This is a genomic window from Mesoflavibacter zeaxanthinifaciens subsp. sabulilitoris, assembly GCF_014191595.1.
GTDB lineage: Bacteria > Bacteroidota > Bacteroidia > Flavobacteriales > Flavobacteriaceae > Mesoflavibacter > Mesoflavibacter zeaxanthinifaciens.
The window spans coordinates 218,072-243,366 of sequence record NZ_JACHWV010000004.1 but is presented as its reverse complement, the minus strand read 5'-3'; the positions used below and the strand labels follow the sequence as shown (position 1 = coordinate 243,366).

Below are 25,295 nucleotides of genomic sequence, written 5' to 3'. Positions count from 1 at the left end.
TTTTTATTCATTTACTACTTTACCATTTACAATTTTTATGGGTTTATCTGAAATATGAACCACCGATACTCCATTATTTGTATTGGAAGATATATTTAAGTTCTTATTTTCTTTTAAAAGTTTTATAGCTTTATCAGAGGTTATTTTTTCATTGTTGTAATAAAAAGTAGCACCTTTTTTAGCCATTTCAACAACTGTGTTTAAAGGCGATTTTGGTTTTGGTGGTTTTGGTACCTGTTTTAAATTATTTGGCTTTGATGGCGTTGGTATTTTTGTAGGTTTACCATCTATAATTTTATATTTTTTATAATATTCTTCTCTTTCTTTTTTATATTTTTCTTTTTGCTCTTTAGTAGCATTATGTGCTACTGGTGGCGGCGGTAACGGAATTGTCTTTTTATTGTTTTTACTTGGTTGATTTTTTATAATTACTATCATAGAAGGCACTTTACTACCATCTTCAAGTTTAATGTCAAAATATTGGATAGTACTGTCTTCTTTAGCATCTAATAAATACTTAATAGCTTCTTCATTAAGTAAATTTCCTTCAACTTTTACTGTTGGTTTCCCTGGTACTTTAAACTTAAAATTTAATACCTTCTTTTCTGTTGTTACAGCAACTTGACTTGCTTGGATCAATTTTTTATTAGCATAAATAGGATTACCTTTAAAAACAGACATACCTAACATTGGATATTGTTTGTCTTGTGTAGTTTTTTTCTTTTCTATAACATTGAAAGAGTAATCTTTGTTTGGAGAAACTTTATGTGTTTTGTCATTGATAGTAATTCCATGACTTAACTCTATTGATTTATATAAACCTTGTAACTCTACAGTTACCTTTTCTAAAATAGAATAGTCTAGACTTTTACCTTTTGAGTTTATCTGTAATTTAACATCCTTTTTTCCAAATAAGTTTATGAAATCTGATCTCAAATTTTCTAAACTAGTCGACTTACCATTTAGTTTAAGAGATAATGGATTTTGATTGATTTCTAAGGTTTGTTTATTATTCTTTTCTAAACCAATATTATCTTCTAATTTAAAAGGAGTATTTCTTTTAGACCTAATAATTTCTTGATTATATGCAACAATTCTATGATAGCCATAATCTTGAACATTATTAAAAATAAACCAAACTTCTTTATCAGAGATTTCTTCTGGACTATCGACATGTATATTTATTACTTTTTCTCTTTCACTTTTAGAAATATCTTGATGTAATTGATTTAGGGTCTTTACAAAGTTTTTCTTGTTAGCTAGAAAACCATCTATTAAATATTGTCCTTCCTTAATAACTTTGATGGATATGCTTCTAGCATAAAGCTTTTCAGTTTCATTATATTCATTTTTTGGTTCAATATTTTTTTTAACCTCTTTAGTTTGACTAAAACTAAATAAAAGCAATGCCAATACAGGTAGTATTAATAGGCTTCTAAGCCATTTTGTTCTTTGTGATGTTTGTGTGTTCATAATTGTTAAACGTTTTTTGATTGATGAATAATTGATAGCATTAACCAATGCTAACTCTTTTTGGTTTGATGAGAACTTTAACAAGAGATTTTGATAATTTTTTAAGTTGAAACCACTTTTTAAAACTTGTTGATCGGCCAAAAATTCGTGGTTAAGTTTAATGTCTTTTTTTATATAGTAGAGTAGTGGATTAAACCAAAAAATAACCTGTAAGATTTCTAAAAACAAAATGTCTAAACTATGTTTTTGCTTAGCATGTGCTTGTTCGTGTAATAAAACTTCTTTCGGAATTTTGTTATTTTTAAAAGCAGATTTATTAAGAAAAATATAGTTGAAAAATGTATGCGGAATAGCTAATTTTTCAATTAGGACATTAATAAAAATAGATGTTTTAACCTTTTGATGCCTTTTAATTTTAGATGAAATTTTAATTAGATTTAAAATAAATCGCGTTGAAAATATAATGACACCAATAGCATAAATTGTCCATAAAAGTGTCGGTAAAAATGTACTTGGTTGTTCTTCTGTAATTGTCGGTAATTCTGCAGGAAAATATGGTGGTGTAGTCATACTTTCTGGATCGTAAATACCAAAATCAAAAGTTGGTTCTACATATTTAATAAATGTAATAAAAGGTATGATTGCCGATAGTAAAAGCGCAGCTAATAGATAAAATCTTTTAAAATGATGATGGTTTAACGGCTCTAAAACTATTTTGTAGAATAGCATTAAAATAGCCAAACATGCCGATGATTTTAATAGCAGAATACCCATGATTATTTGTTTTTAATTTGATGGTCAATAATAGCGCGTAGTTCTTCTAATTCTTCTTTTGTTAAATCGGTTTCTTGGGTAAAAAATGAAGCAAATTGCGTACTACTGTTATTAAAAAAGTTTTTGATCAAACCATTTACATGCTTAGAAAAATAGTCTTTCTTTTTAACTAAAGGATAGTATTGTCTTGAGTTTCCAAATTTGTTGTAAGCCACAAAACCTTTGTCTTTCATACGTTTTAAAAGCGTCGCAACTGTTGTGTTTGCGGGTTTTGGTTCTGGATAGGCATCTAGCAAGTCTTTCATAAAGCCTTTTTCTAATTGCCATAAATAACTCATTAATTCTTCTTCAGATTTTGATAACTGCATGTTCTATGTTTTTAGAATAACCTCTACAAATGTAGAATATAAAAATGAATTCTACAAACGTAGAACGAATTTTGAGTGAAAATATTTTATTTCTTTCGTGTTCTAAGACTTTCTATAATGACGGTAGAAAGGATTAATAGTCCGCCAAAAAAGGTGTTCCAAGTTGGGATTTCGTTTAAGAAAAAGTAAGCAATAATAATCCCGAAAATAGGCTGTGTACTTCCTATAATACTAGCTGTACTCACTTTAAAATGATTTAAACTTTGCACAAATAAAGTATGTCCTAAAGCTGTAGTGACTAACGCTAAAATAATCACATAAGGATATTGGGTTACCATATTAGAGCTGTCTAAGAAAATTAATACAGGTGATAACATAATACCCATAATTAATAATTGATAAAACATTAAATGACTACCATGATAAGTAGTTACATACTGTTTCATTATTAAAATTCGAAGCGCATAACACAAAGCAGAAACCAATCCGAAAAATATGCCTATAAATGCGTCGTTTTCAAAGTCTATTTCTGGAGATAAAATATAAATACCTAAAAGTACCATTGCACCAAGTATAAGGTGCATGATATCAAATTTAGTTTTAGAAAATAATGGCTCTAAAAGCGCTGTAATTATCGGGAATGTAAATAGTGATAACATACCAATTGCAACACTAGATTTTTGCAGTGCAATAAAGTAAGTAATCCAATGTAATGCCATAAAGATGGATGCAATTATAAAACCACCTAAATCTTTTTTTGAAAGAATGTTTAATTTGATGTTTTTATACTTGCAATAACCCAATAAAATAAGCATTGCTAAAATGCTTCGCCACCAAATTGTTACTGGAGCAGGCATATCTATGTATCTACCTAAAGCACCAGACGTACTTATTAAAAAAGTAGCAAAAGTAAGTTCTAAAACGTGCTTAAAATGTTGGTCTTTCACTTTGGGTTAGTTGTGTTAGCGATTGTAATGACATCCTTAATTTTGCTGCCATATATGGCAAAATTAAGATATAATGAAAAGCGCGACCACCTTTTGCCATTAGAAGCAAAAGGTGGAAACACCCAAATTTTATTTATGTAGCTCTGTAAAATATTGATAGAAATACGGAATAGTTTCTATGCCTTTTAGATAATTCCATACTCCAAAATGTTCGTTTGGACTGTGTATCGCATCGCTATCTAGACCAAAGCCCATTAAAATGGTTTTACTTTTTAGTTGCTCTTCAAAAAGTGAAACAATAGGAATACTTCCACCACTACGTTGTGGTATAGGTGTTTTTCCAAAAGTTTGTTCGTAAGCTTTACTTGCAGCTTGATAACCAACACTATCTATTGGCGTTACGTAACCTTGTCCGCCATGATGTGGTTTTACAAGTACTTTTACACCTTCTGGAGCAATGTTTTCAAAATGTGTTTTAAATAGTTGGGTAATCTCTTCCCAATCTTGATTTGGTACTAATCGCATTGATATTTTTGCATAAGCCTTGCTTGCAATAACGGTTTTTGCACCTTCGCCAATGTATCCGCCCCAAATTCCGTTAACGTCTAAAGTTGGTCTAATGCTGTTACGCTCGTTAGTTGTGTAACCGGCTTCACCATAAACAGCATCAATGTCTAAAGATTTTTTATAAGCGTCTAAAGAAAAAGGTGCTTTTGCCATTTGCGCACGTTCTTCTTGGCTTAATTCTTCAACTTTATCATAAAAACCAGGAATGGTAATATGATTATTTTCGTCATGAAGCGAAGCAATCATTTTTGTTAATACATTTATTGGATTAGCAACTGCACCGCCATATAATCCAGAATGTAAATCGCGATTTGGACCTGTAACTTCAACTTCTACATAGCTTAAACCACGTAAACCAGTTGTAATTGAAGGCACGTCTTTAGCAATCATACCAGTATCTGAAATTAAGATCACATCGTTAGCTAATTTTTCGCGGTTTTCTTTAACAAACTTTCCAAGATTAACGCTACCAACTTCTTCTTCACCTTCGATCATAAATTTAACATTACACGGTAAGCAATTATTTTTGGTCATAAACTCCATTGCTTTGACGTGCATGTACATTTGTCCCTTGTCATCACAAGCACCACGTGCAAAAATTGCACCTTCAGGATGTGAGTCTGTAGGTTTTATTACAGGCTCAAAAGGTGGCGAATGCCATAAATCTAGAGGATCTGGTGGTTGTACATCGTAATGACCGTAAACTAATACGGTTGGTAAATTTTTATCAATTATTTTATCTGCATAGACAATAGGATAACCATCGGTTGGGCAGATTTCTACGTTGTCACAACCTGCTTTTTTTAAACTTTCTGCGACAGCATCTGCAGTATTAAAGGTATGTTCTTTGTAAGCAGAATCTGCACTAATAGAAGGAATTTTTAAGAGTTCTATTAGCTCGTCAATAAAGCGTTGTTTGTTGTCTTTTACGTATGTTGAAATGTTTTGCATAAGAGAATTTTATGATTTATGTAAAAGTACAAAAAGCAAATCAAAAAAATCTGCTATTAACTTGTTTGTAAATTGAAACTATTGATTATATTTGCAATCCGAAATTAACGGAAACAAGTTGCAGGCGTGGTGGAATTGGTAGACACGCTAGACTTAGGATCTAGTGCCGCAAGGTGTGAGAGTTCGAGTCTCTCCGCCTGTACAAAGTAAAAAAGCTAACTGAATAAGTTAGCTTTTTTTGTTTTAAATCATTATAAAAAAAGGTTTTAACCTAATTAGATTAAAGCCTTTTTAAAAGCATATTTTTATCCTGACTAATTAATAATTAATTTTTGAGTTGAAGATTGACCATTTTCATTTTCAAGTTGGATTAAATATAACCCTTCCGAAATACCTTCAACATTAAAAGTATGACCTTTTTCAAAGTCACCATTAAACGATTTTATTTCTTTTCCAGAAACATCAATAATCGATACATTGTTTAATTTAATATTTACCGAGAATGTTGTTTTAGTTGGATTAGGATATAGTTTAATAGAATCTTCTACATCAAAACTTGTAGTGCTTAAACTTTGTGGCAAAGCATTGCCAAAAATTCTAAATTCACCAGCAGGAATATTAATTGTTGCAGCTGTGTTTGTTACATTAATTGATGTTGAGTTGGTTTCATCCATTAAATCATACCATGTTCCCGTATAAGGGAAATCTGGTACAATGTTTTGAGCTGTTAAATCAAAGTTTGCTAAAATCACTACATTTTTTAATTCAGTTGCAGGAATAGCGTCATTCCAGATAAAAATACGTGGTGTTAAATCTCCAGAGTCAATAGAGTAGTCACCTTCAAAAACGTCTTCGTTAATTTTTAAATCGTTCAATCTAGCCCAATCGTTAAAAACTTGACTTCTATTTGGGTCACTTGTCCAGTTGTTTACCCATTGTGGTTGTGGTTTTGTGGATAATTTACAATCACCATCATTATTACCGTCATAATCAGTATTTACAACACCGTTGTCGCAAGTCCAAATAGAAATATCCATTCCTAACTCTGCAAAATGCCATAACATTTTTGGACCAGGAATCATGATAGAAGTTGCTCCAATTGTAGACATTCTTGTTAAAGCGGTATTTAAATCTGTAATATCGTAACTACCATTACTGGCACCAAATGTTACCATCTCGTACATTACACGGTCTTTATCATGACTTTCTGGATAACCTAAAGCTCTTTTCATTGTAAACCCATGTTCGTTACTTCCCATACCGCTAATGTTCGCAGCACTACCATTACCAAGGTTTTTGTAATCGTTCCACATTTCTTTCCACATCATTACACCTTTAGGAATAGTTTCTCCAATACGGTAATTGGCCCATTGTTGCTCTTCTGAATCTGATCCTAAATGCTCAAAAATGGCATAGTGATAAGGATCAAGTGACCAAGAATAATCAACATATTCTCTTAGAACATCAACACGATCTTGTTGGTAGCTGTTTGTACAACCTTCATCTCCAGATGTACAATTTTGAGTAAACCCTTTAGTTAAATCCCAACGAAAACCATCTATATGAAACTCTTCAATCCAATGTTTAATAACACTTTTTGTATAATCTTTTGTTCTTGGATTAGAGTGATCAAAATCATATCCAACATTATAAGTATGTGTAGGTGTTACATTAAAATATGGGTTTTGACTATTTGGCTCGCCCCAACCATCTCCATCAGGATCATTCATCCACATGCGTACCATTGGATTACGACCAAAAGCATGATTTAAAGCTAAGTCTAAAATTACAGCAATTCCATTTTGATGACAGACATCAATTAACTCTTTTAACTTATCTTCTGTTCCGTAAAATTTATCTAACGCTCTATGAAATGACGTATTGTATCCCCAACTTTCATTGCCTTCAAACTCCATAACAGGCATCAACTCGATAGCATTAATGTTTAAGCTTTTAAAATAGTCTATTTTATCTATGACATCTTGATAATTTCTATCTGCGTCAAAGTCCCTAACCAAAAGTTCGTAAACAATTAAGTCTTCTTTTTTTGGTTTAGTAAAGTTTGTGACTTGCCAGTTATATGGTGTTTGAGCTGTTTGTAAAACAGTAACTTCGCGTTCTTGACCTGCAGGATATGTTGGTAAGTTTGGGTATGATGCAGCAGGAATCCAAGGATCATCAAATGGTGATAATACTAATGTTGAATAAGGATCTGCAGTTTTTACTAATGATGGTGAATTTGCTGGTGGATCTAAGTCAAATACCCAGTATTGGTATGTTTCTATTTGATTAGGAGTCAAACCTGTTAATTCCAACCAATATTTACCTGTACTAGGGTCTCTTTTCATTGCATAAGAGTTGTCAGGGTTGTAATTATTAAAACTACCAGCAACTTGAATATATTCCTTGTTTGGAGCGCTTAAAACTAAAGTTGCTTTAGTAGGATCGACATCATAATTTATACCATCTTCTAAACCTGCAGGAATATTTTGCTCAGTAGTGGTAGATATAACTAACACTTCAAAACTAATTTCACCTGTATCTGTTGTGTTACTAGGAGAACCTACAAATTTTACGGTACCACTTTCTGTAATATTTGGAATTGTAGTGCTACAAGTAGGAAATCCACAAGTATCTGTTGCTACAGAGACATTATTGTAGAATACCTCAAAACTTCCTTGTACGGTAACAGAGCCTTGATAAGCAATAGTGGCGCTTATTGTTAAATCATCTCCGGATTCTAAAACAATAGGAGTACTTGATGGATTATTAAGATTTATTTTTACACTACCAACAGGAAATATGTAATCATTACATCCTTCATCTTTTAACTCTGCAGTACCATCAGCATTTCTAAAAACTACACCCATTTGAGTAGCGGCATCTGCTTGAGCTTGAGATAAGCTGTAGTATGTTTGAGGTGTTATTGTTATACTAAAAGTTCCATCTCCATTATTAGTCATTTCTCCAACACCATCATCTTGTCCCCAATTCCCAATTACATTAAATCCAAAAGCATTAGAATTGTCTCCAATACCTGAATGCATATAAACCTTAGAAGGGTTGTTAAGACCATTACAATTAGTGTCTGCAAAATTATTTGTATCTACAGTAATAGTTACAGGTTGATCAACTTCTATAGTAGACACGTCAAGAGAGACTTGAGCATTGATACATCCAACTATTAAAAAGATAATATAAGATAATTTTTTTATCATACCTTAGTTATTAAAATGAAACAAGGCTATCAGAAAATAGCCTTGTTTTTATTTGTTTTTTAGTTTAGTGTTATAGTTTTGTTTACTGTATCGATAACAATACCTCTATATCCATCAGCACCTATATAAGCAAAATTATTATCTCCATCCATAGCGTCTACTAAGTCAGGGTCAATAGTGTAACCTTCGTTTTCATAGTAAGTATAGTTAAAACTAGGAGAAGCCCATTCCAAAGTTGCGTCAGAAAAGAATCTGAAATTATTTGAATCTGCAGTACTTGCAAAGTTAACATTTGCACCATAAGCTCCAGAACCTAAACAATAAAGTTGAACAGGAGAATCCCATCCCCATCCAGCATCAGGTACACCAGCACCTACTGCCCATAATTGGTCATACTCACAACTAGCATCTAATGTTATTATTTTATTATTAAAGTCAACAGTTAGTGTATAAGTACCATTAGCTCCAGTAAATGCAAAATTGTTATCTCCATCCATTGCGTCTTCAAAATCTGGGTTTATTGCAAATCCTTCATTAGCAAAGTAAGGGTAATTAAAACTAGGAGAAGCCCATTCCAAAGTTGCATCGGTAAAGAATCTAAAATTGTTTGCGTCTGTTGTACTTTGTAATGTAACTTCGCCAGAATACACACCTTCTCCAGCACATGGTAATGCTACAGGTGATCCCCATCCCCATCCAGCATCAGGAACACCTGCTCCTACAAGCCATAATTGGTCGTATTCACAATTAACTACAACACCAGTCTGTGGCTCTAATAAGTCTACAGTTATAGATTGTATAGGTGTAAATTTTTCTGTAGTTGAAATTGGGTCACCAACATAAGCTCTAACTCTGAAGTTTAAATCACCCATACCTGGAACAGGTATTTCGTAGGTTTCAGCTAATAACTTTAATTCTCCAACAGACACTTCAATTTGATTATTAGCATTAGACAAAGTAGGAACTACGGTTGCATCTGAAAAATCTCCTAATATAGAAGATTGTAACTCATAAGATACGTTAGTAGGAACATCAAAATTAGCAGGGTTAAAAGAAAATATTACCCCAATATTATCATTTGTACTGCTTTCAGCAGGTAAAGAGTACTCTGATAAGAATGTGTTAGTAAATTCAAATTCTCCTTGTGGAGCTGCAACAAATTCTAAACTATCATCTTCTTCACAAGAAGTAAAGCTTAAGAATAATGTCAAAAATAAAGCTGATATTTTTATAAAATTTTTCATTGTTTCAATTTTTAATTAGTAACCAGGGTTTTGTTGTAAATTAGGATTAGCGTCTAAAGCAGATTGAGGTATAGGGAATAATCTATAAGAATCGGGTATTGATGTACCGTTTAAGGTGTTACCTTTCCAAGGCCATAAGTAGCTTCCACCTGTAAACATACCAAATCTAATAAGGTCAGTTCTTCTATGTCCTTCTAGGTTTAATTCTCTAGCTCTTTCGTCTATAATAAAGTCTAATGTTAAATCTGACATATTTATTAAATCTGCATTAGCTCTATCTCTAACTAAATTAACATAAGTTAAGGCATCATTCATGTTTGTGTTAGAAGCGCCTCTTAAAGCACATTCTGCATACATTAAATATACATCTGCAAGTCTATAAAGAGGGAAATCTGTTCCTGAGAATGAAGTTCCTGTTGTAGGTGTTTCGTTAAAATCGTTGTTTCTAAACTTAATTGAAGGATAGCCATCTGTCCATTCTCTGTAATCTGTCATTGTGTAATTATGACCATCCGTCCAGAATAAACTTGCTCTAACATCATTAGATGTGTTTAAATCTCCAAATAGACCATACCAAGCTTCTGTTGCCCTGTGACCTTGCCAACCTTCGGCAGCGCCAAATTCTAAGATAGGAATAGTATCAGGACTTAAACTACCATTTACGATGTATGTAGTGTTACCAAAGCTTTGACTATTTACTGCGTCTGCAATTAGAGGATAAATAATTTCATTAGACACATTATTGTCTCCAGAGAAATTTTGAACAAAATTTTCTTCTAATTGATAACCACCTTCATTTATTATTTTATTGATATAAGTTGCTGCTTCTGTATACATTGCTGTTCCTGTGTATACTTCGGCGTTAATGTATAGTTTAGCTAATAACATATCTACTACGTATGTGTTAGCTCTACCGTAACCATTGTCGTTTCCAATAGTTGGTTCTATATCTAATAATTCTGATTCAACAAAGTTGAATAATTCTTGTCTAGAAGCTTCTGGTAAGAAATCTGATGATCCAGAGTTTTCTTCAGTAACTAAAACTCCTTTTCCAAATGTATCTATTAAATAGTAGTAAGCTAAAGCTCTTAAAAATCGTACTTCGCTTTGTATAGACTCAGGTATATCTACACCTGCGTTTGGTAATACTGTTAGAAGGTTATTACATTGTGGTATTGTGTAATATGCACGATTATATAAATATCTAAAAAATTTGTTGTTACTAGTCCATTGCGATGTTGTGGTTAATTGGTCTAAACCATCATCTCCCCAACGATTTTTCATTCCGTCTGCTGTAAAATCTTGTAAGTTGATAATACCTCTTAAAAAAGGAGATTCTCCAGCATCGTCAGATACGTCCGAACTTCCTGGTCCGTTAGGTCCGGATAAAGCAAAAGAAGCATAAAGTCTAGATAATAGACCTTCTATTGCATTTGGGTCTTGATCTAAAAGCTGTTGTAGAGTAAGCTCTACTTTTGGTTCTGTGTCTAGATCGTTAACACATGACGTAATCGTTACAAATAACGCCAATCCAAAAAATGTTAATATTAATTTTTTCATAGTCATAATTTTAAAAATCTAAGTTTACACCAAATGTATAAGCTGTTGGTCTTGGGTAAAACGCACCATCTATTCCTCCAAATTGTTCAGGATCTTGTCCATCGTAATTAGTTATAATAAAAGGATTGTTAACCGATGCGTAAAGCCTCATGTTTGTGTTTTTAATAAAATTGTTAGGTAAACTATAACCAACAATAATATTTTCACATCTCATAAACGCTGCATCTTGTAAGAAATAATCTGAGAATTGAATATTTCCGTTAGCATCTTGAAAAGCAGGGTTAGCAGCGCCATTATAAAAATTAAGTACATTAGAGATACTAGTATTATTGTTAGGAGCTGCACTTTCTGTAAATCCAAAACGTAAAGCGTTTAAGTCATAAACTTTTCCATCTAATTGGCCTCTAAAAGTTGTACCAAAATCCCAGTTTTTATAGTTAAAGTTAAGTCCAAAACCAAAATTCCAGTTTGGTCTAAGAGGTGTATAATATTTGTCTTCTTCAGTTATTTGATTGTCTCCATTTAAATCAACAAAAGCATTAGGTATTGGGTTACCGTCTGTATCATAAACTTGTTTGAAAACACCAGCTTGATAAGGTTCTTTACCTTCTAAGTTGAATAATAAATTAGATCCCGTATTTAATAGCTGACCGCCAATATTTAACCTGTTTATTCCTCCTAAATCAGTAACTTCAGTTTTAGCATAAGATATGTTACCGTTGATACTTAAGCTAATATCTTCTTTTTGGATAGCATTTAAATTTAAATTAAATTCAAAACCTTCACTTTCAGTACTACCTACATTTTTAACAAAACTATCTGTAAGTGCTTGACCTGGTGGTAAGATAACATCAGATAATAAATCTGTGGTTTCTCTTTTAAAGATATCAAAACTACCTGTTATTAGTCTATTCTGAAATAAAGCGAAATCTACACCGGCATTTAAAGTTGTTGTTTTTTCCCAAGTTAAACCAGTCTGAAATGGTCTAGCAGAGTATAAGTTAGCCCCAGGTAAATATTGACTATCTTGACTTCCTGCTAGAAATAGTGGGCTAGTAGGATAAAAACCAACATCTGGTATTTGTGTTATATTTTGTTGTCCAGTTTTACCCCATCCTAATCTTAATTTAAGATCATTAACAAAATTTACATTTTTAAGAAAGTTCTCTTCTTTTACTTTCCAAGCAAGAGCTGCAGAAGGGAAAAATCCCCAAACGTTATCTCCCCAAATATCATCAGACACAAACAAAGAAGAAGCATCTGCTCTTAAAGATAATGTTATAAGATATTTATTTTGAATACTGATGTTTGATCTAGCAAAGAATGATTGTAAGTTTTGAGTGTTATAGTATCTGTTATTAGGATTGTTAGGGTTAAAAACAAGATAACGACTACCTATTTCTGCATCAAAATCATCTACTTCTTCTTGTGTTGCTGCATAACTAAAGATGTCTTTGTTTCCATCAGTTTTAAAGTTTTGATAGGCATATCCTAGCTGAATATCATAATTGTTAACAAAAGAGCCTTCTAGGCTTTTTGCGTATTTTAAATAAGCATCAAAAGTTGTATTAGTTATATGTTGTCTTTCAGCATAATTTAATCCAGGATTAAATACGCCTTGACCATTTTCGTCTAACTTATAAGTAGCTAAAGCGCCTTCGCCAAAAGTCTCTCTAATTTTAGATCTTGAGGCATCCAAACCAACATTAACTACAGCTTTTAACTCAGGTAAAAAAGGCATAGTGTAATCAAACTCTATGTTTCCTAAAAATCTAAATGCTTTTTCAGGTCTTTCACGTTGCTCAAGTAACGCTAGAGGATTGTATTGTCCATCAATTAAATTAGGGTTTGTAGCGTTTAAGTTAGTATAAAACCCGTTAAATATACCTGAAGTGTTATAAATTGGTTTTGTTGGGTCAAATACTAATGCGCCACCTAAAGCACCACCAGCATCTGTTGCATTTTTCTCTGCCCAAGTTAATTTAGCGTTTGTATCAATTTTTAAATTATCGTCTAAAAGTTGAGGTGATAATTTAAATGAAGCGCTAAATCTTTCGTAATCATCTGTTCTTACAACACCTTGTGCGTTGTTGTAACCTATTGAAGCTCTAAAAGGAGTGTTTTCTCCTAAATTAGCTCTAGCAGAAAAGTTAGTGTTAGATGTAAATGCTGTTCTAGTTATAGCATCTCTCCAGTTAGTGTCATAAATAGCTCTATCTCCATCAGGAGTATTTAAGATATAACTAATAGGTTCGTTTGTTGTAACAGAACCAACTGGTACACCAAGACTGCCTACTAAATCTGGATGATACTCTTGTATAAATCTTACATAACTATCACTATCCATCATATCTATACCTTCTCCAGCGCTACTAGCAGTTACTGTAGTAGAGAAGTTAAATTGTGGTGCTCCAGAAGTTCCTCTTTTTGTAGTAATAATAATTACACCGTTAGAGGCACGAGAACCGTAAATTGCTGTAGCAGATGCATCTTTTAATATCGTGAAGCTTTCTACATCATTAGGATTTACTAATGATAAAGGGTTACTTACACCTGCTGGGTTTTGACTACCTACAGGAATTCCATCTATCACAATTAATGGACTACTATCTGCATTTAAAGAGGCTCCACCTCTAATTCTAATATTAGGAGCAGAATCTGGTGATCCACCACTATCTGTAATTCTTACACCTGCTGCTTTACCTTGAAGTAATTGATCCGTAGATTGAATGGCTCCTTTGTTAAAATCGTCAGAAGAAACCACATCTACAGATCCAGTTAAATCTTCCTTTTTAACACTACCATATCCAATAATTACAACCTCTTCTAGTTGGGCTGAATCTTCAACTAAAGCTACGTCAATTCTTGCTTGACCTGTGTAAGCGACTTCTTGTGTAAGAAAACCTACATAAGAAAAAACTAAAACGTCACCGTTACTAGCCTGTAAGTTATAATTACCGTCAAAATCCGTGACTGTACCTTTAGTTGTGTTTTTTATTAAAACATTAACTGTTGGTAAGGGTAATGAAGTTGCTTGCTCTGTAACTGTACCAGTCACAGTACTCTGTGCCATCATTAAGGATGGGATAAGAATAAAAACAAACAATAACCCTTTAAAAATTGTTTTCATACAATTGCTATTAAATTATTTTATTAGTCTATTTTTTAAGTATATTTTTACTTCTCGTTATAAAACTATGTAAAATTTATGTTAAATTGACGTAACTCCTTTGTTAACAGGTTACTCAAACGTTTTCGTGTTGAAAACTTTTGGTTATTTGACAAAATAGACCATAAAATTTTGCAAAAATCACATTTAGAGCGTGTTTTAAATTGCATCTTCTTAATTTAGAGTAGATAATTTATAAAATTCTCAATACAAAAACAACTAAAACAAATTGATTAACAGTATCTAAGATGAAAAAAAAGGTAACATTAAAGCAAATAGCTAAAGAATTAGATGTATCTATATCTACAGTGTCTAAAGCATTAAAAAACAGTATTGAGATAAGTGAGGATACAAGACAAAAAGTGCAAGCTTTTGCTAAACTCTACAATTATAGACCTAATAATATTGCTTTAAGTTTAAAAAATAGAAAAACAAAAACTATAGGTATAATTATACCAGAGATTGTTCATCACTTTTTCTCCAAAGTAATAAGCGGTATAGAAAAAGAAGCATTAAGTAGAGGTTATAATGTTATTGTTGGTTTGTCTAACGAGTCTTTTTCTAACGAAGTAATAAATATGGAGATGTTGGCTAATGGAAGTATAGATGGATTTATACTTTCTGTGTCAAAAGAAACAATGTTACTTCAAGATTACCATCATTTAACTGAAACTATTAATCAAGGTATGCCAGTAGTGATGTTTGATCGTGTGATAAATGAAATTAATTGTGATAAAGTAATCGTAGATGATTTTGAAGGCGCAGTAAAAGCTACTAATAAACTTATTGAAAATGGTTGTAAAAAGATTGGTTTAATTACAACAAAGGATTATATAAATGTTGGAAAATTAAGAACCCAAGGGTATTTAAAAGCGTTAGAAGATCATCAGATTTTTCCAGAACCAGACTTTATCTTAAAAGTAGATGACGAAAAACTTTCAGAAGAAAATCTTGAAAGTTTGGAGAAAGAAATAGAAAGCTTTTTTAAAGCAAACAAAAATCTAGATGGAATAGTTGCAGTTAACGAAATCTATGCAATTACTGCAATGAAAGTTGCTAGAAAGTTAAAAATAAAAATACCTGAAAGTCTTCAAGTAATTGGTTTTACAGATGGTGTATTGTCCAAGCACGCTGTGCCAAGTCTAACGACAGTTAGTCAGCACGCAAGCCAAATGGGAGAAAAAGCAGCAGAACTTTTAATTAATAATCTAGAGAGAGAAGACGAAGAAGAGGTATACGAAACCTTTACAATTCAAACAGATTTAATAGAACGAGAATCTACAAAATAAGATTTTTAACATATAATCTTAAAATGTTTTTTATCTTTACGGCAATCAAAACTTATATTTTTACTTCTCACCTTTAAGTTTTGATAGGTTTTTTCAGCTTATCAAATAGTATAAATTTAATAATACTATAAATGAAAAAACAGAAGTTAGGATTTTGGGAAATCTGGAACATGAGTTTTGGTTTTCTTGGGATTCAATTTGGATTTGCCTTACAAGGCGGATTTATGTCTAGAATATTTCAAACACTAGGAGCAAGTAAAGACGAAATCCCTTTGCTTTGGATTGCAGCACCATTAACAGGGTTAATAGTACAGCCAATTGTAGGGTATTTAAGTGATAAGACTTGGCATCCAAAATTAGGAAGACGTAGACCTTACTTTTTAATAGGAGCAATACTAAGCTCTTTAGCATTATTTTTTGTGCCATATTCTCCTGCGCTTTGGGTAGCAGCTGGTTTTTTATGGGTTTTAGATGCCTCAATTAATGTGTCTATGGAACCATTTAGAGCTTTAGTTGCAGATAAATTACCAAATTCACAAAGATCTTATGGTTTTGTAGTACAAACATTAATAATTGGTATTGGTACTTGGATAGCTAGTAACTTACCTTGGATGGTATCTCAATTTGGTGTTAGTGACTCTGCAGATTCTGGTGTAATAACAGATACTGTAAAAGTTGCTTTTGCTATCGGAGCTTTTGTTTTTCTACTAAGCGTATTATATACCATTTTTACAACTTCAGAATATCCTCCAGAAGATATGGAAGAATTTGAGCGCGAAAAAGCTCAAAAAAGCAACTTTATAAAAGACATAACAAACAATATTGGAAGTATGCCAACCACCATGAAAAAACTTGGAGTTATTCAATTCTTTTCTTGGTTTGCATTTTTTACCATGTGGAGTTTAGCTAATCCTGCACTTACAGAACATGTGTTTCATACTCCAGCACCTATAGAAACTGCTTTTGATATGGCAGACAGTGCACAAAAACTAGCTTTTGATACTGCAAACACAGCATTTCAAAAATCTTCAAATTTAGTAGGTTCTGCAATGGGTATTTATGGCTTGTCATCTATGGCGTTTGCTTTACTACTAACTTTTTATACTTCCAAAAGAAGAATTAATAGAAAATTTGTACACATGGGTTCTTTAATATTAGGAGGTATAGGTTTTTTAATGATGAATATAGCAACTCCTGAAACCCTAAAATATTGCTTTATTCTTATAGGTTTTGCATGGGGAAGTATTCTTTCAATGCCATATGCTATGTTATCTAGTAGTGTAGACCCTAAGAAAATGGGAGTAATCATGGGGATATTTAACATGTTTATTGTAATTCCTCAAATTATTGCCGCACTTGGTGGTATTAATTTTATCTCTGGATTATTAGGTGAAGAAGCAATAAATGCTATGACAGTTGCAGGTATAAGTTTAGTTATAGCTGGACTTTGCAATCTGTTAATTACAAACAAAAATGCAATTACATATCAAATAGAAGAGAATTAAAATGAATAAAAAAGGCTTCATATTCGATTTAGATGGTGTTATCGTAGACACAGCAAAATATCACTTTTTAGCTTGGCAAAAACTAGCAAAAAGTATCGGTATTGATTTTTCGCACGAACAAAACGAACAACTTAAAGGTGTAAGTAGAGTTAAATCTCTTGAAAAAATCTTAGCATGGGGAAATAAAACTATTTCCGAAGACAAATTTAATGCCTTAATGGCATCAAAAAATGATGATTATTTAAGCTTTATAGCAAAAATGAATCACGAGGAAATTCTTCCCGATGTACCAAAAGTTTTAAACTATTTAAAAACACAAAATCAACCTATTTCTTTAGGATCGGCAAGTAAAAACGCACGTCAAATTCTTGAAAAGGTAGATTTACTAAATCAGTTTGATGCAATCGTAGATGGTAATGACGTAAGTAAAGCAAAACCAGATCCAGAAGTATTTTTAATTGCAGCAAAATTATTAAACGTAAACCCAAAAGATTGTATTGTTTTTGAAGATTCGGTTGCAGGTGTTCAAGCTGCAAATACAGCAAATATGATTTCTATAGGTATAGGGGAAGAAAACGTATTACATGAAGCAGATTATGTCTTTTCAAATTTTACCGAAATAGACACTGCATTTATAGATAAATTAATAAAAAGATAAATTATTCATTAACAATGAATCAAGATTATATACAACCAAACAATTGGTCAATTATAGAAGAAGGATTTGACGTAGATCGCGTAAAATCTTCAGAAAGTTTATTTAGCATCGGTAATGGCGCAATGGGTCAACGTGCTAATTTTGAAGAGCAATACTCAGGACCAACCTTTCAAGGTAGTTATATTGCTGGCGTGTATTATCCAGATAAAACTCGTGTTGGTTGGTGGAAAAACGGATATCCAGAATACTTCGCTAAAGTACTTAACGCACCTAGTTGGATTGGTATTAACGTGACAATTAATGGAGAAGTTTTAGACCTTTATAAAGCAAAAAATGTAGACAACTTTCGTAGAGAATTAAATATGAAAGAAGGCTGGCTATCTAGAAGTTTTGAGGCAACACTTCAAAATGATTTAAAGGTAGAAGTCAACATCGTTCGTTTTTTAAGTTTAGATTTAGATGAAGTTGGTGCAATAAAATTCAACATAAAACCATTAAACGGAAGCGCAGCTATTCAGTTTCAACCATGTATAGATAGCGGTATTACTAACGAAGATTCTAATTGGGATGATAAGTTTTGGAATACCACAAATGTTGAAGTTATAAACGATCAAGCATTTATAGAAGCGCATACCATGAAAACTAATTTTCATACCTGCACCTTTATGCAGTCTCACGCGTTTATAAATGATGAAAAGCAAGATATTGCGCCAGAAGCAACTTCAACAGAACAAACAATTGCATTTTCATATAATGTAAAAGTTGATCAAAATCAAACTGCAAGTTTAGTAAAGTTTGGTGGTTATACCGTAGATAGAAATTATGAGAAGGATCAATTAATTCAGGCAGCAAAAACAGCATTGTCAAAAGCTAACACAAAAGGTTTTGATTCACTTTTAGAAGACCAAAAACAAGCTTGGGCAGAGATTTGGAAGATGTCAGATATTACTATAGATGGTGATGTAAAAGCACAACAAGGTATTAGATTTAATATTTTTCAGCTTAACCAAACCTATTTAGGGAAAGACTCTAGATTAAACATTGGTCCAAAAGGGTTTACTGGCGAAAAATATGGTGGTAGTACCTATTGGGATACAGAAGCGTATTGTATACCGTTTTACATGGCAACCAAAGATCAAAAAGTAGCTCGTAACTTATTGCAATACCGTTATAATCATTTAGAAAAAGCTATAGAAAACGCTCAAAAATTAGGGTTTAAAAATGGTGCTGCGCTTTATCCAATGGTAACCATGAATGGTGAAGAATGTCACAACGAATGGGAAATTACCTTTGAAGAAATACATCGTAATGGTGCAATTGCTTTTGCCATATTTAATTATTACCGTTATACAGGCGATTATAGCTACATTCCAGAAATGGGATTAGAAGTACTTATTGGTATAGCTAGATTCTGGCAACAACGTGCAACATTTTCTTCAGACAAAAATAAATACGTTATTTTAGGAGTTACTGGTCCAAACGAATACGAAAACAATGTAAACAATAACTGGTACACTAATTATATAGCAAAATGGTGTATAGATTATGCTTTACAAAATATTGAAAAAGTAAAAGAAGAATTTACTTCAGATTATAACAGGATCATGGATAAAGTTTCTTTATCTCCTAAAGAAATGGAAACTTGGCAAGACGTTGCAAACAACATGTATTTTCCTTATTCAGATAAACATAATGTTTACCTGCAACAAGATGGCTTTTTAGATAAAGAATTAATCACGGTTGAAGATTTAGAAAAATCACAAAGACCAATTAATCAAAAATGGAGTTGGGATCGTATTTTACGTTCTCCTTATATCAAACAAGCAGATACATTACAAGGATTTTACTTCTTCGAAGATCATTTTACAGATGAAGAATTAAAACGTCATTTTGATTTTTACGAGCCATTTACAGTACACGAAAGCTCACTATCGCCATGTGTGCATAGTATTCAGGCAGCAAAATTAAATCAAATGGAGCAAGCTTATGCGTTTTATTTACGAACATCACGTTTAGATCTTGACGATTATAATAAAGAAGTAGAAGAAGGGTTACATATTACCAGTATGGCTGGTACATGGATGAGTATAGTTGAAGGTTTTGGAGGTATGCGAGTTAAAGACAATAAACTTCATTTTGAACCAAAAATCCCAAAAGAATGGGATGCATATTCATTTAAAGTAAACTTTAGAGATACAATTGTTAAGGTTACTATTTCTCAAAATGAGTCTAATTTTGAATTAATCTCAGGACAACCTTTAGATATAATAGTAAACAATCAAGCTAAAACTGTACAATAAACATCATTATTAATACATCAAAACAAATGAAATTACTAAAACCATTAATCATATTACTTTGTCTTTCTGTAAGCGTTGTAACTGCGCAACAGTTAACATCACCTAATGGCGAGTTAACCATGCAATTTTCACTTCAGGAAGACGGAACACCAACTTACAAATTACAATACAAAAATCAAGAAGTTATAAAAGAAAGTCGTTTAGGGTTTCATCTTAAAAACGATAAAAAATCATTGTTAGATGATTTTAAAGTTACAGATACTAGTACATCTACTTTTAAAGATACATGGCAACCGGTTTGGGGAGAAGTTAAAGAGATAACTAATCATTACAATCAGTTAAAAGTAACTTTAACACAAAATGAAACAGACCGAATTATGGTTGTTAATTTTAGGTTGTTTGATGATGGTTTAGGGTTTAGATACGAGTTTCCTACGCAAAAAAACTTAGTGTACTTTACCATAAAAGAAGAACGTACACAATTTGCAATGACAGGAGATCATACTGCATTTTGGATTCCTGGTGATTATGACACGCAAGAGTACGATTATACAAAATCAAAACTTTCAGAAATTAGAGGCTTATTTGATAAAGCAGTAACAGGTAACGCCTCTCAAGAACAGTTTTCTAAAACAGGTGTACAAACAGCTTTAATGATGAAAACCGATAAAGGTCTATACATCAATTTACATGAAGCTGCTTTAATTAATTACTCTTGTTTATCATTAGATCTAGATGATAAAAACTTTATTTTTAATTCACACTTAACACCAGATGCTAGAGGCGATAAAGGTTATTTACAGTCACCAACAAAAACACCTTGGCGTACAATAATAGTAAGTGATGATGCTAGAGATATTTTAGCCTCAAAACTAACCTTAAACTTAAACGAACCTTGCGCAATAGAAGACACATCTTGGATTAAACCAGTAAAATATATTGGTGTTTGGTGGGAAATGATTACAGGTAAAAGCTCTTGGTCATACACCAACGATTTGCCATCAGTAAAATTAGGTGAGACCGATTTTACAAAAGTGAAACCAAACGGAACTCACGCAGCAAACAATAAAAACGTAAAGCGTTATATAGACTTTGCAGCAAAACATGGTTTTGATGGTGTTTTAGTTGAAGGTTGGAATGAAGGTTGGGAAGATTGGTTTGGTCAATCTAAAGACTATGTATTTGATTTTGTAACACCTTACCCAGATTTTGATGTAGAAGAAATTCATGCTTACGCAAAATCTAAAGGCGTAAAAATGATCATGCATCATGAAACGTCTTCGTCTGTAAGAAATTACGAGCGTCACATGGATGAAGCATACCAGTTTATGAAAGATAACGGTTACGATGCTGTAAAAAGTGGTTACGTAGGTAATATTTTACCTCGTGGCGAGCATCATTATAGCCAATGGATTGTTAATCACTATCAATATGCTATAGAAAAAGCTGCAGAATATGAAGTTATGGTTAACGCACACGAAGCGGTTAGACCAACAGGTATTTGCAGAACATATCCTAACTTAATTGGTAATGAGTCTGCAAGAGGAACCGAGTTTCAGGCATTTGGTGGCTCTAAACCAAACCACGTTACCATTCTACCGTTTACACGTTTAATTGGTGGACCAATGGATTATACTCCAGGTATTTTCGAGATGGATATTAGCAAACTAAATCCTGATAATAATTCGCACGTAAATAGTACCATTGCAAACCAATTAGCTTTATATGTAACCATGTATAGCCCATTACAAATGGCTGCAGATTTACCAGAGCATTATGAGCAGTTTATGGATGCGTTTCAATTTATAAAAGATGTTGCAATAGACTGGGACGAGAGTATTTATATAGAAGCAGAACCAGGAGATTATTTAACTGTAGCACGTAAAGAAAAAGGGTCTAATAATTGGTTTGTGGGTAATGTAAATGGTAATAATCCAAGAAAATCTACAATTAAATTAGACTTTTTAGACAAGGACAAAACATATACTGCAACAATTTATGCAGATGCAAAAGATGCACATTATAAAACAAATCCTCAGGCTTATAAAATTTCAACTAAAAAGGTAACTAGTAAGTCAAAAATTTCTCAGTTATCTGTTCCTGGTGGTGGATATGCAATTAGTATTATAGAAAATAAATAAGATGAAATTAACTAAAAACATAGTGCTGTTTTTTGCAATGCTAACATTATTTTTTTCATGTAAAAATGAAGAAGACGAAGCATTAAATACTAAAACCGAAACAGTAACAGAAATTAAAAATGAAGTAAACCGTGTAGAGCCGCCACATTGGTGGGTTGGTTTTAAAGAGACATCACTTCAGTTATTGGTTCATCATCCAAATATTTCAAAAGCAACACCAAGTATATCTTATGCTGGTGTTGCTATTAAAAAAGTTAATAAAGCAGATAGCCCAAATTATCTATTTATTGATTTAGAAATTTCAGAAATAGCAAAATCAGGACAGTTTAATATTAATTTTAAATTTGAAGATGGTACTAAATTAGTACAAACCTATCAACTAAAAGACAGAGACAAAGCAGTAGACCAATTTGTTGGTTTTGATAGTAGTGATGCTATTTATTTAATCACGCCAGACCGTTTTTCTAACGGTAATCCAAATAATGATAGTATAAAAGGTCTAAACGAGCAAGATGTAGATAGAAGTCACGACTACAAACGTCATGGTGGTGATATAACTGGGATTACTAATCATTTAGATTACATTAGCGATATGGGCTTTACACAAGTTTGGTCTTGTCCACTGCTAACAAACGATATGGAAAATGGCTCATATCATGGATATGCAATTACAGATTATTATCAAGTAGATCCTCGTTTTGGGACTATGGAAGAGTACATTAATCTATCTCAAAAAGCTAGAGAAAAAGGTATGGGAATGATTATGGATCAAGTCGCAAATCATTGCGGAGTTTCTCATTGGTGGATGAAAGATTTACCGTTTAAAGATTGGGTCAATCAGCAATCTAAATTTGAAAAAAGAGAACCTTTAAATAATTCTAATCACAGACGTACCGTTAACCAAGATTTATACGCATCAAATCAAGATAAAAATGAAATGACCGAAGGTTGGTTTGTCCCAACAATGCCAGATTTAAACCAGCGTAATCCTTTTATGGCTAAATACATTACGCAAAATAGCATTTGGTGGATCGAAACTTTAAAGCTTAGCGGAATTAGACAAGATACCTATCCATATCCTGACAAAGATTTTATGTCTAGTTGGGCAAAACAAATAATGACAGAGTATCCTAACTTTAGTATTGTTGGAGAAGAGTGGAGTTATAATCCATTACTTATTGGGTATTGGCAAGCAGGACATAAAAATAAAGATGGCTACAATGGGCATTTAAAATCGACAATGGATTTTGCAATGAACCAAAATATTGTAGACGCTTTAAATCAAGACGAAGCTTGGGATCGTGGTTTGATTAAAATGTACGAAGGATTAGCTAACGATTTTAGTTATACATCACCAAAAGACATCATGATCTTTTTAGATAATCATGATAAAAGTAGAGTTTTTACTCAGTTTAATGGTGATATAACAAAAACTAAAACAGCATTAAGTTACATGTTAACCTTACCAAGAATACCTCAAATCTATTACGGAACAGAAATTTTAATGGACGATTTTGAAAAACCTGGTGATCATGGATTAATTCGTACAGATTTTCCTGGCGGTTGGCAAGATGATGCTGTAAATGCGTTTACAGGTAAAGGGTTAACAGAAGAGCAATTAGATATGCAACGCTATATAAAAACATTACTTAATTATAGAAAAGAAAGTAATGCCATACATAATGGTAAAACCATACATTTTGCACCATTTAATGGGACTTACTTTTTATTTAGAATTGCAGAAGATGAAACCGTAGTTCATATCATTAATAAAAACGAAAATCCAATAACAATAGACTTAAACCGTTATAACGAAGTTGGATTAAAAGGAAAGACGTTAACCAATATCGTTTCTGGTCAAACTATAATTTGGGAAGACACAATTCAACTTGATAAAAAAGGAAGCTTAATACTAACAACTAAAAAATGAAAAATATAGTTGTCATATATTTTTTAACGCTATTTGTATGTTTTTCTTGTAAAAAGGAAAACGAAAATCCTATTTTAGGAGAAGAAGTTGTGACCTTTAAAATCAACAAACTTCCAGAAAACCATAATTTTGAAGAAGACATTTTTATTTCAGGAGATTTTGAAGGTTGGTCTGGCGGAAAAGACCAATTTAAGTTGAATAAAAAAAATGAAATTTACAGTATTTCTATTCCTAAATACAGAGAGCAAATCAACTTTAAATTTACTAAAGGAAATTGGGAGTCTGTAGAGTGTCAATTAGACGGAAACCCAATAGAAAATAGAACTTATAGTTTTGACGGTAAAGACGAAACTGTAAACGTTGAAATTGTTAACTGGAAAACAGGAGAAATTACTGAAAGCCCTTCAACCGCATCAAAAAATGTATCCATTTTTGAAGACAATTTCTTAATGCCTCAATTAGATAGACAACGTACTATTAGAGTTTATTTACCGCCAAATTATCATAATTCAGAAGATAATTATCCTGTACTCTATATGCATGATGGTCAAAATGTATTTGATAAAAAAACATCATACAGTGGAGAATGGCAAGTAGATGAAACTTTAGATAAATTATACGAAGAAAAAGGCTTTAGTATAATCGTAGTAGCAATAGATAATGGAGGAGAAAAACGTTTAAATGAATACTCTCCTTGGAATCATCAAAAATTTGGTAAAGGTCAAGGTATGGACTATGCAAAATTTATAGTCAATACACTTAAACCAAAAATAGATAAAACTTACAGAACAAAAGCCGATAAAAACAATACAGCAATTATAGGGTCGTCTATGGGCGGATTAATTTCACACTATACAGCTTTACAATATTCAGATGTTTTTGGTAAAGCAGGCGTGTTTTCACCTTCGTTTTGGTATTCAGAAGAAGTTTTTGATTTCAGTAAAGAGCATTCAAATATTAAAGATTTAAGACTATACTTTTTAGCTGGCGGAAAAGAAGGAGGTAATCCAACTTTTGAAGGTATTAGCAAAACCGCAAAAGATATGGACATTATGATTGAGCTTTTAAAATCAGGAGGATTTCCTGCTCAAAATATTAATTCTAAAATAGAACCAGAAGGTAAACACAACGAAAAACTTTGGAAAAATAGCTTTGAAGAAGCTATAACTTGGTTATTCAAACTATAAAACAAATAAATAAT

The 25,295-nt window shown here is 32.3% G+C and carries 15 protein-coding genes and 1 tRNA gene; 8 read left to right on the top strand and 8 right to left on the bottom strand.

Annotated features, from left to right (window positions below; translation table 11 throughout):
* Positions 1–3: 3 nt before the first annotated feature.
* The 4 genes from FHS04_RS07595 to FHS04_RS07580 form a co-directional block, all read right to left on the bottom strand.
* On the bottom strand, positions 4–2,247 hold the full coding sequence (locus FHS04_RS07595) for a M56 family metallopeptidase (protein ID WP_106679879.1): 2,244 nt from the start codon (positions 2,245–2,247) through the stop codon (positions 4–6).
* A gap of 2 nt (positions 2,248–2,249) precedes the next feature.
* Positions 2,250–2,615, bottom strand: coding sequence for a BlaI/MecI/CopY family transcriptional regulator (locus tag FHS04_RS07590; protein ID WP_106679881.1), 366 nt, complete (start codon positions 2,613–2,615; stop codon positions 2,250–2,252).
* Positions 2,616–2,701: 86 nt separating this feature from the next.
* Positions 2,702–3,562, bottom strand: a complete 861-nt coding sequence (locus FHS04_RS07585; protein ID WP_106679883.1) for a DMT family transporter — start codon at positions 3,560–3,562, stop codon at positions 2,702–2,704.
* Positions 3,563–3,691: 129 nt separating this feature from the next.
* Complete coding sequence (locus FHS04_RS07580) at positions 3,692–5,080, bottom strand: dipeptidase (RefSeq protein ID WP_106679885.1); 1,389 nt, start codon at positions 5,078–5,080, stop codon at positions 3,692–3,694.
* 120 nt (positions 5,081–5,200) lie between these two features.
* On the opposite strand from FHS04_RS07580, the gene FHS04_RS07575 reads away from it, so the two are divergent.
* Positions 5,201–5,282: transfer RNA gene (locus FHS04_RS07575), tRNA-Leu, on the top strand.
* Between the two features lie 112 nt (positions 5,283–5,394).
* On the opposite strand, the gene FHS04_RS07570 is transcribed toward FHS04_RS07575, so the two are convergent.
* From FHS04_RS07570 to FHS04_RS07555, 4 genes are read right to left on the bottom strand one after another with little or no spacing between them, the layout of a single operon-like run.
* The gene (locus tag FHS04_RS07570; protein WP_106679887.1) at positions 5,395–8,298 is read right to left on the bottom strand and encodes an alpha-amylase family glycosyl hydrolase; all 2,904 of its coding nucleotides are present in this window, start codon (positions 8,296–8,298) and stop codon (positions 5,395–5,397) included.
* 59 nt (positions 8,299–8,357) lie between these two features.
* The gene (locus FHS04_RS07565; protein ID WP_106679890.1) at positions 8,358–9,542 is read right to left on the bottom strand and encodes a SusE domain-containing protein; all 1,185 of its coding nucleotides are present in this window, start codon (positions 9,540–9,542) and stop codon (positions 8,358–8,360) included.
* A 15-nt stretch (positions 9,543–9,557) separates the two neighbouring features.
* Entirely contained in the window at positions 9,558–11,102 is a 1,545-nt protein-coding gene (locus tag FHS04_RS07560; protein WP_106679893.1) for a RagB/SusD family nutrient uptake outer membrane protein, read from the bottom strand.
* A gap of 10 nt (positions 11,103–11,112) precedes the next feature.
* Positions 11,113–14,232: a SusC/RagA family TonB-linked outer membrane protein gene (locus tag FHS04_RS07555; RefSeq protein ID WP_106679897.1), complete on the bottom strand. Its 3,120-nt coding sequence runs from the start codon at positions 14,230–14,232 to the stop codon at positions 11,113–11,115.
* Between the two features lie 287 nt (positions 14,233–14,519).
* Between FHS04_RS07555 and FHS04_RS07550 the strand changes: the two genes are divergently transcribed.
* From FHS04_RS07550 to FHS04_RS14355, 7 genes are all read left to right on the top strand, one after another.
* A complete protein-coding gene (locus FHS04_RS07550; RefSeq protein ID WP_106679898.1) occupies positions 14,520–15,560 on the top strand; it encodes a LacI family DNA-binding transcriptional regulator in 1,041 nt (346 codons plus the stop codon).
* Between the two features lie 131 nt (positions 15,561–15,691).
* Entirely contained in the window at positions 15,692–17,065 is a 1,374-nt protein-coding gene (locus FHS04_RS07545) for an MFS transporter (protein ID WP_106679900.1), read from the top strand.
* A 1-nt stretch (position 17,066) separates the two neighbouring features.
* Positions 17,067–17,723 (top strand): beta-phosphoglucomutase, encoded by a 657-nt coding sequence (gene pgmB, locus FHS04_RS07540; protein WP_106679902.1) that lies wholly within the window; start codon positions 17,067–17,069, stop codon positions 17,721–17,723.
* A gap of 14 nt (positions 17,724–17,737) precedes the next feature.
* Entirely contained in the window at positions 17,738–20,023 is a 2,286-nt protein-coding gene (locus tag FHS04_RS07535) for a glycoside hydrolase family 65 protein (protein WP_106679903.1), read from the top strand.
* Between the two features lie 26 nt (positions 20,024–20,049).
* Positions 20,050–22,164, top strand: a complete 2,115-nt coding sequence (locus tag FHS04_RS07530; protein ID WP_106679905.1) for a glycoside hydrolase family 97 protein — start codon at positions 20,050–20,052, stop codon at positions 22,162–22,164.
* A 1-nt stretch (position 22,165) separates the two neighbouring features.
* Positions 22,166–24,094 carry a glycoside hydrolase family 13 protein gene (locus FHS04_RS07525; RefSeq protein ID WP_181256133.1) on the top strand — a complete coding sequence of 643 codons (1,929 nt, stop codon included), beginning with the start codon at positions 22,166–22,168 and terminating at the stop codon, positions 24,092–24,094.
* Positions 24,091–25,281: an alpha/beta hydrolase-fold protein gene (locus FHS04_RS14355; protein WP_106679907.1), complete on the top strand. Its 1,191-nt coding sequence runs from the start codon at positions 24,091–24,093 to the stop codon at positions 25,279–25,281. The genes FHS04_RS07525 and FHS04_RS14355 overlap by 4 nt, the downstream gene beginning before the upstream one ends.
* Positions 25,282–25,295 lie beyond the last annotated feature (14 nt).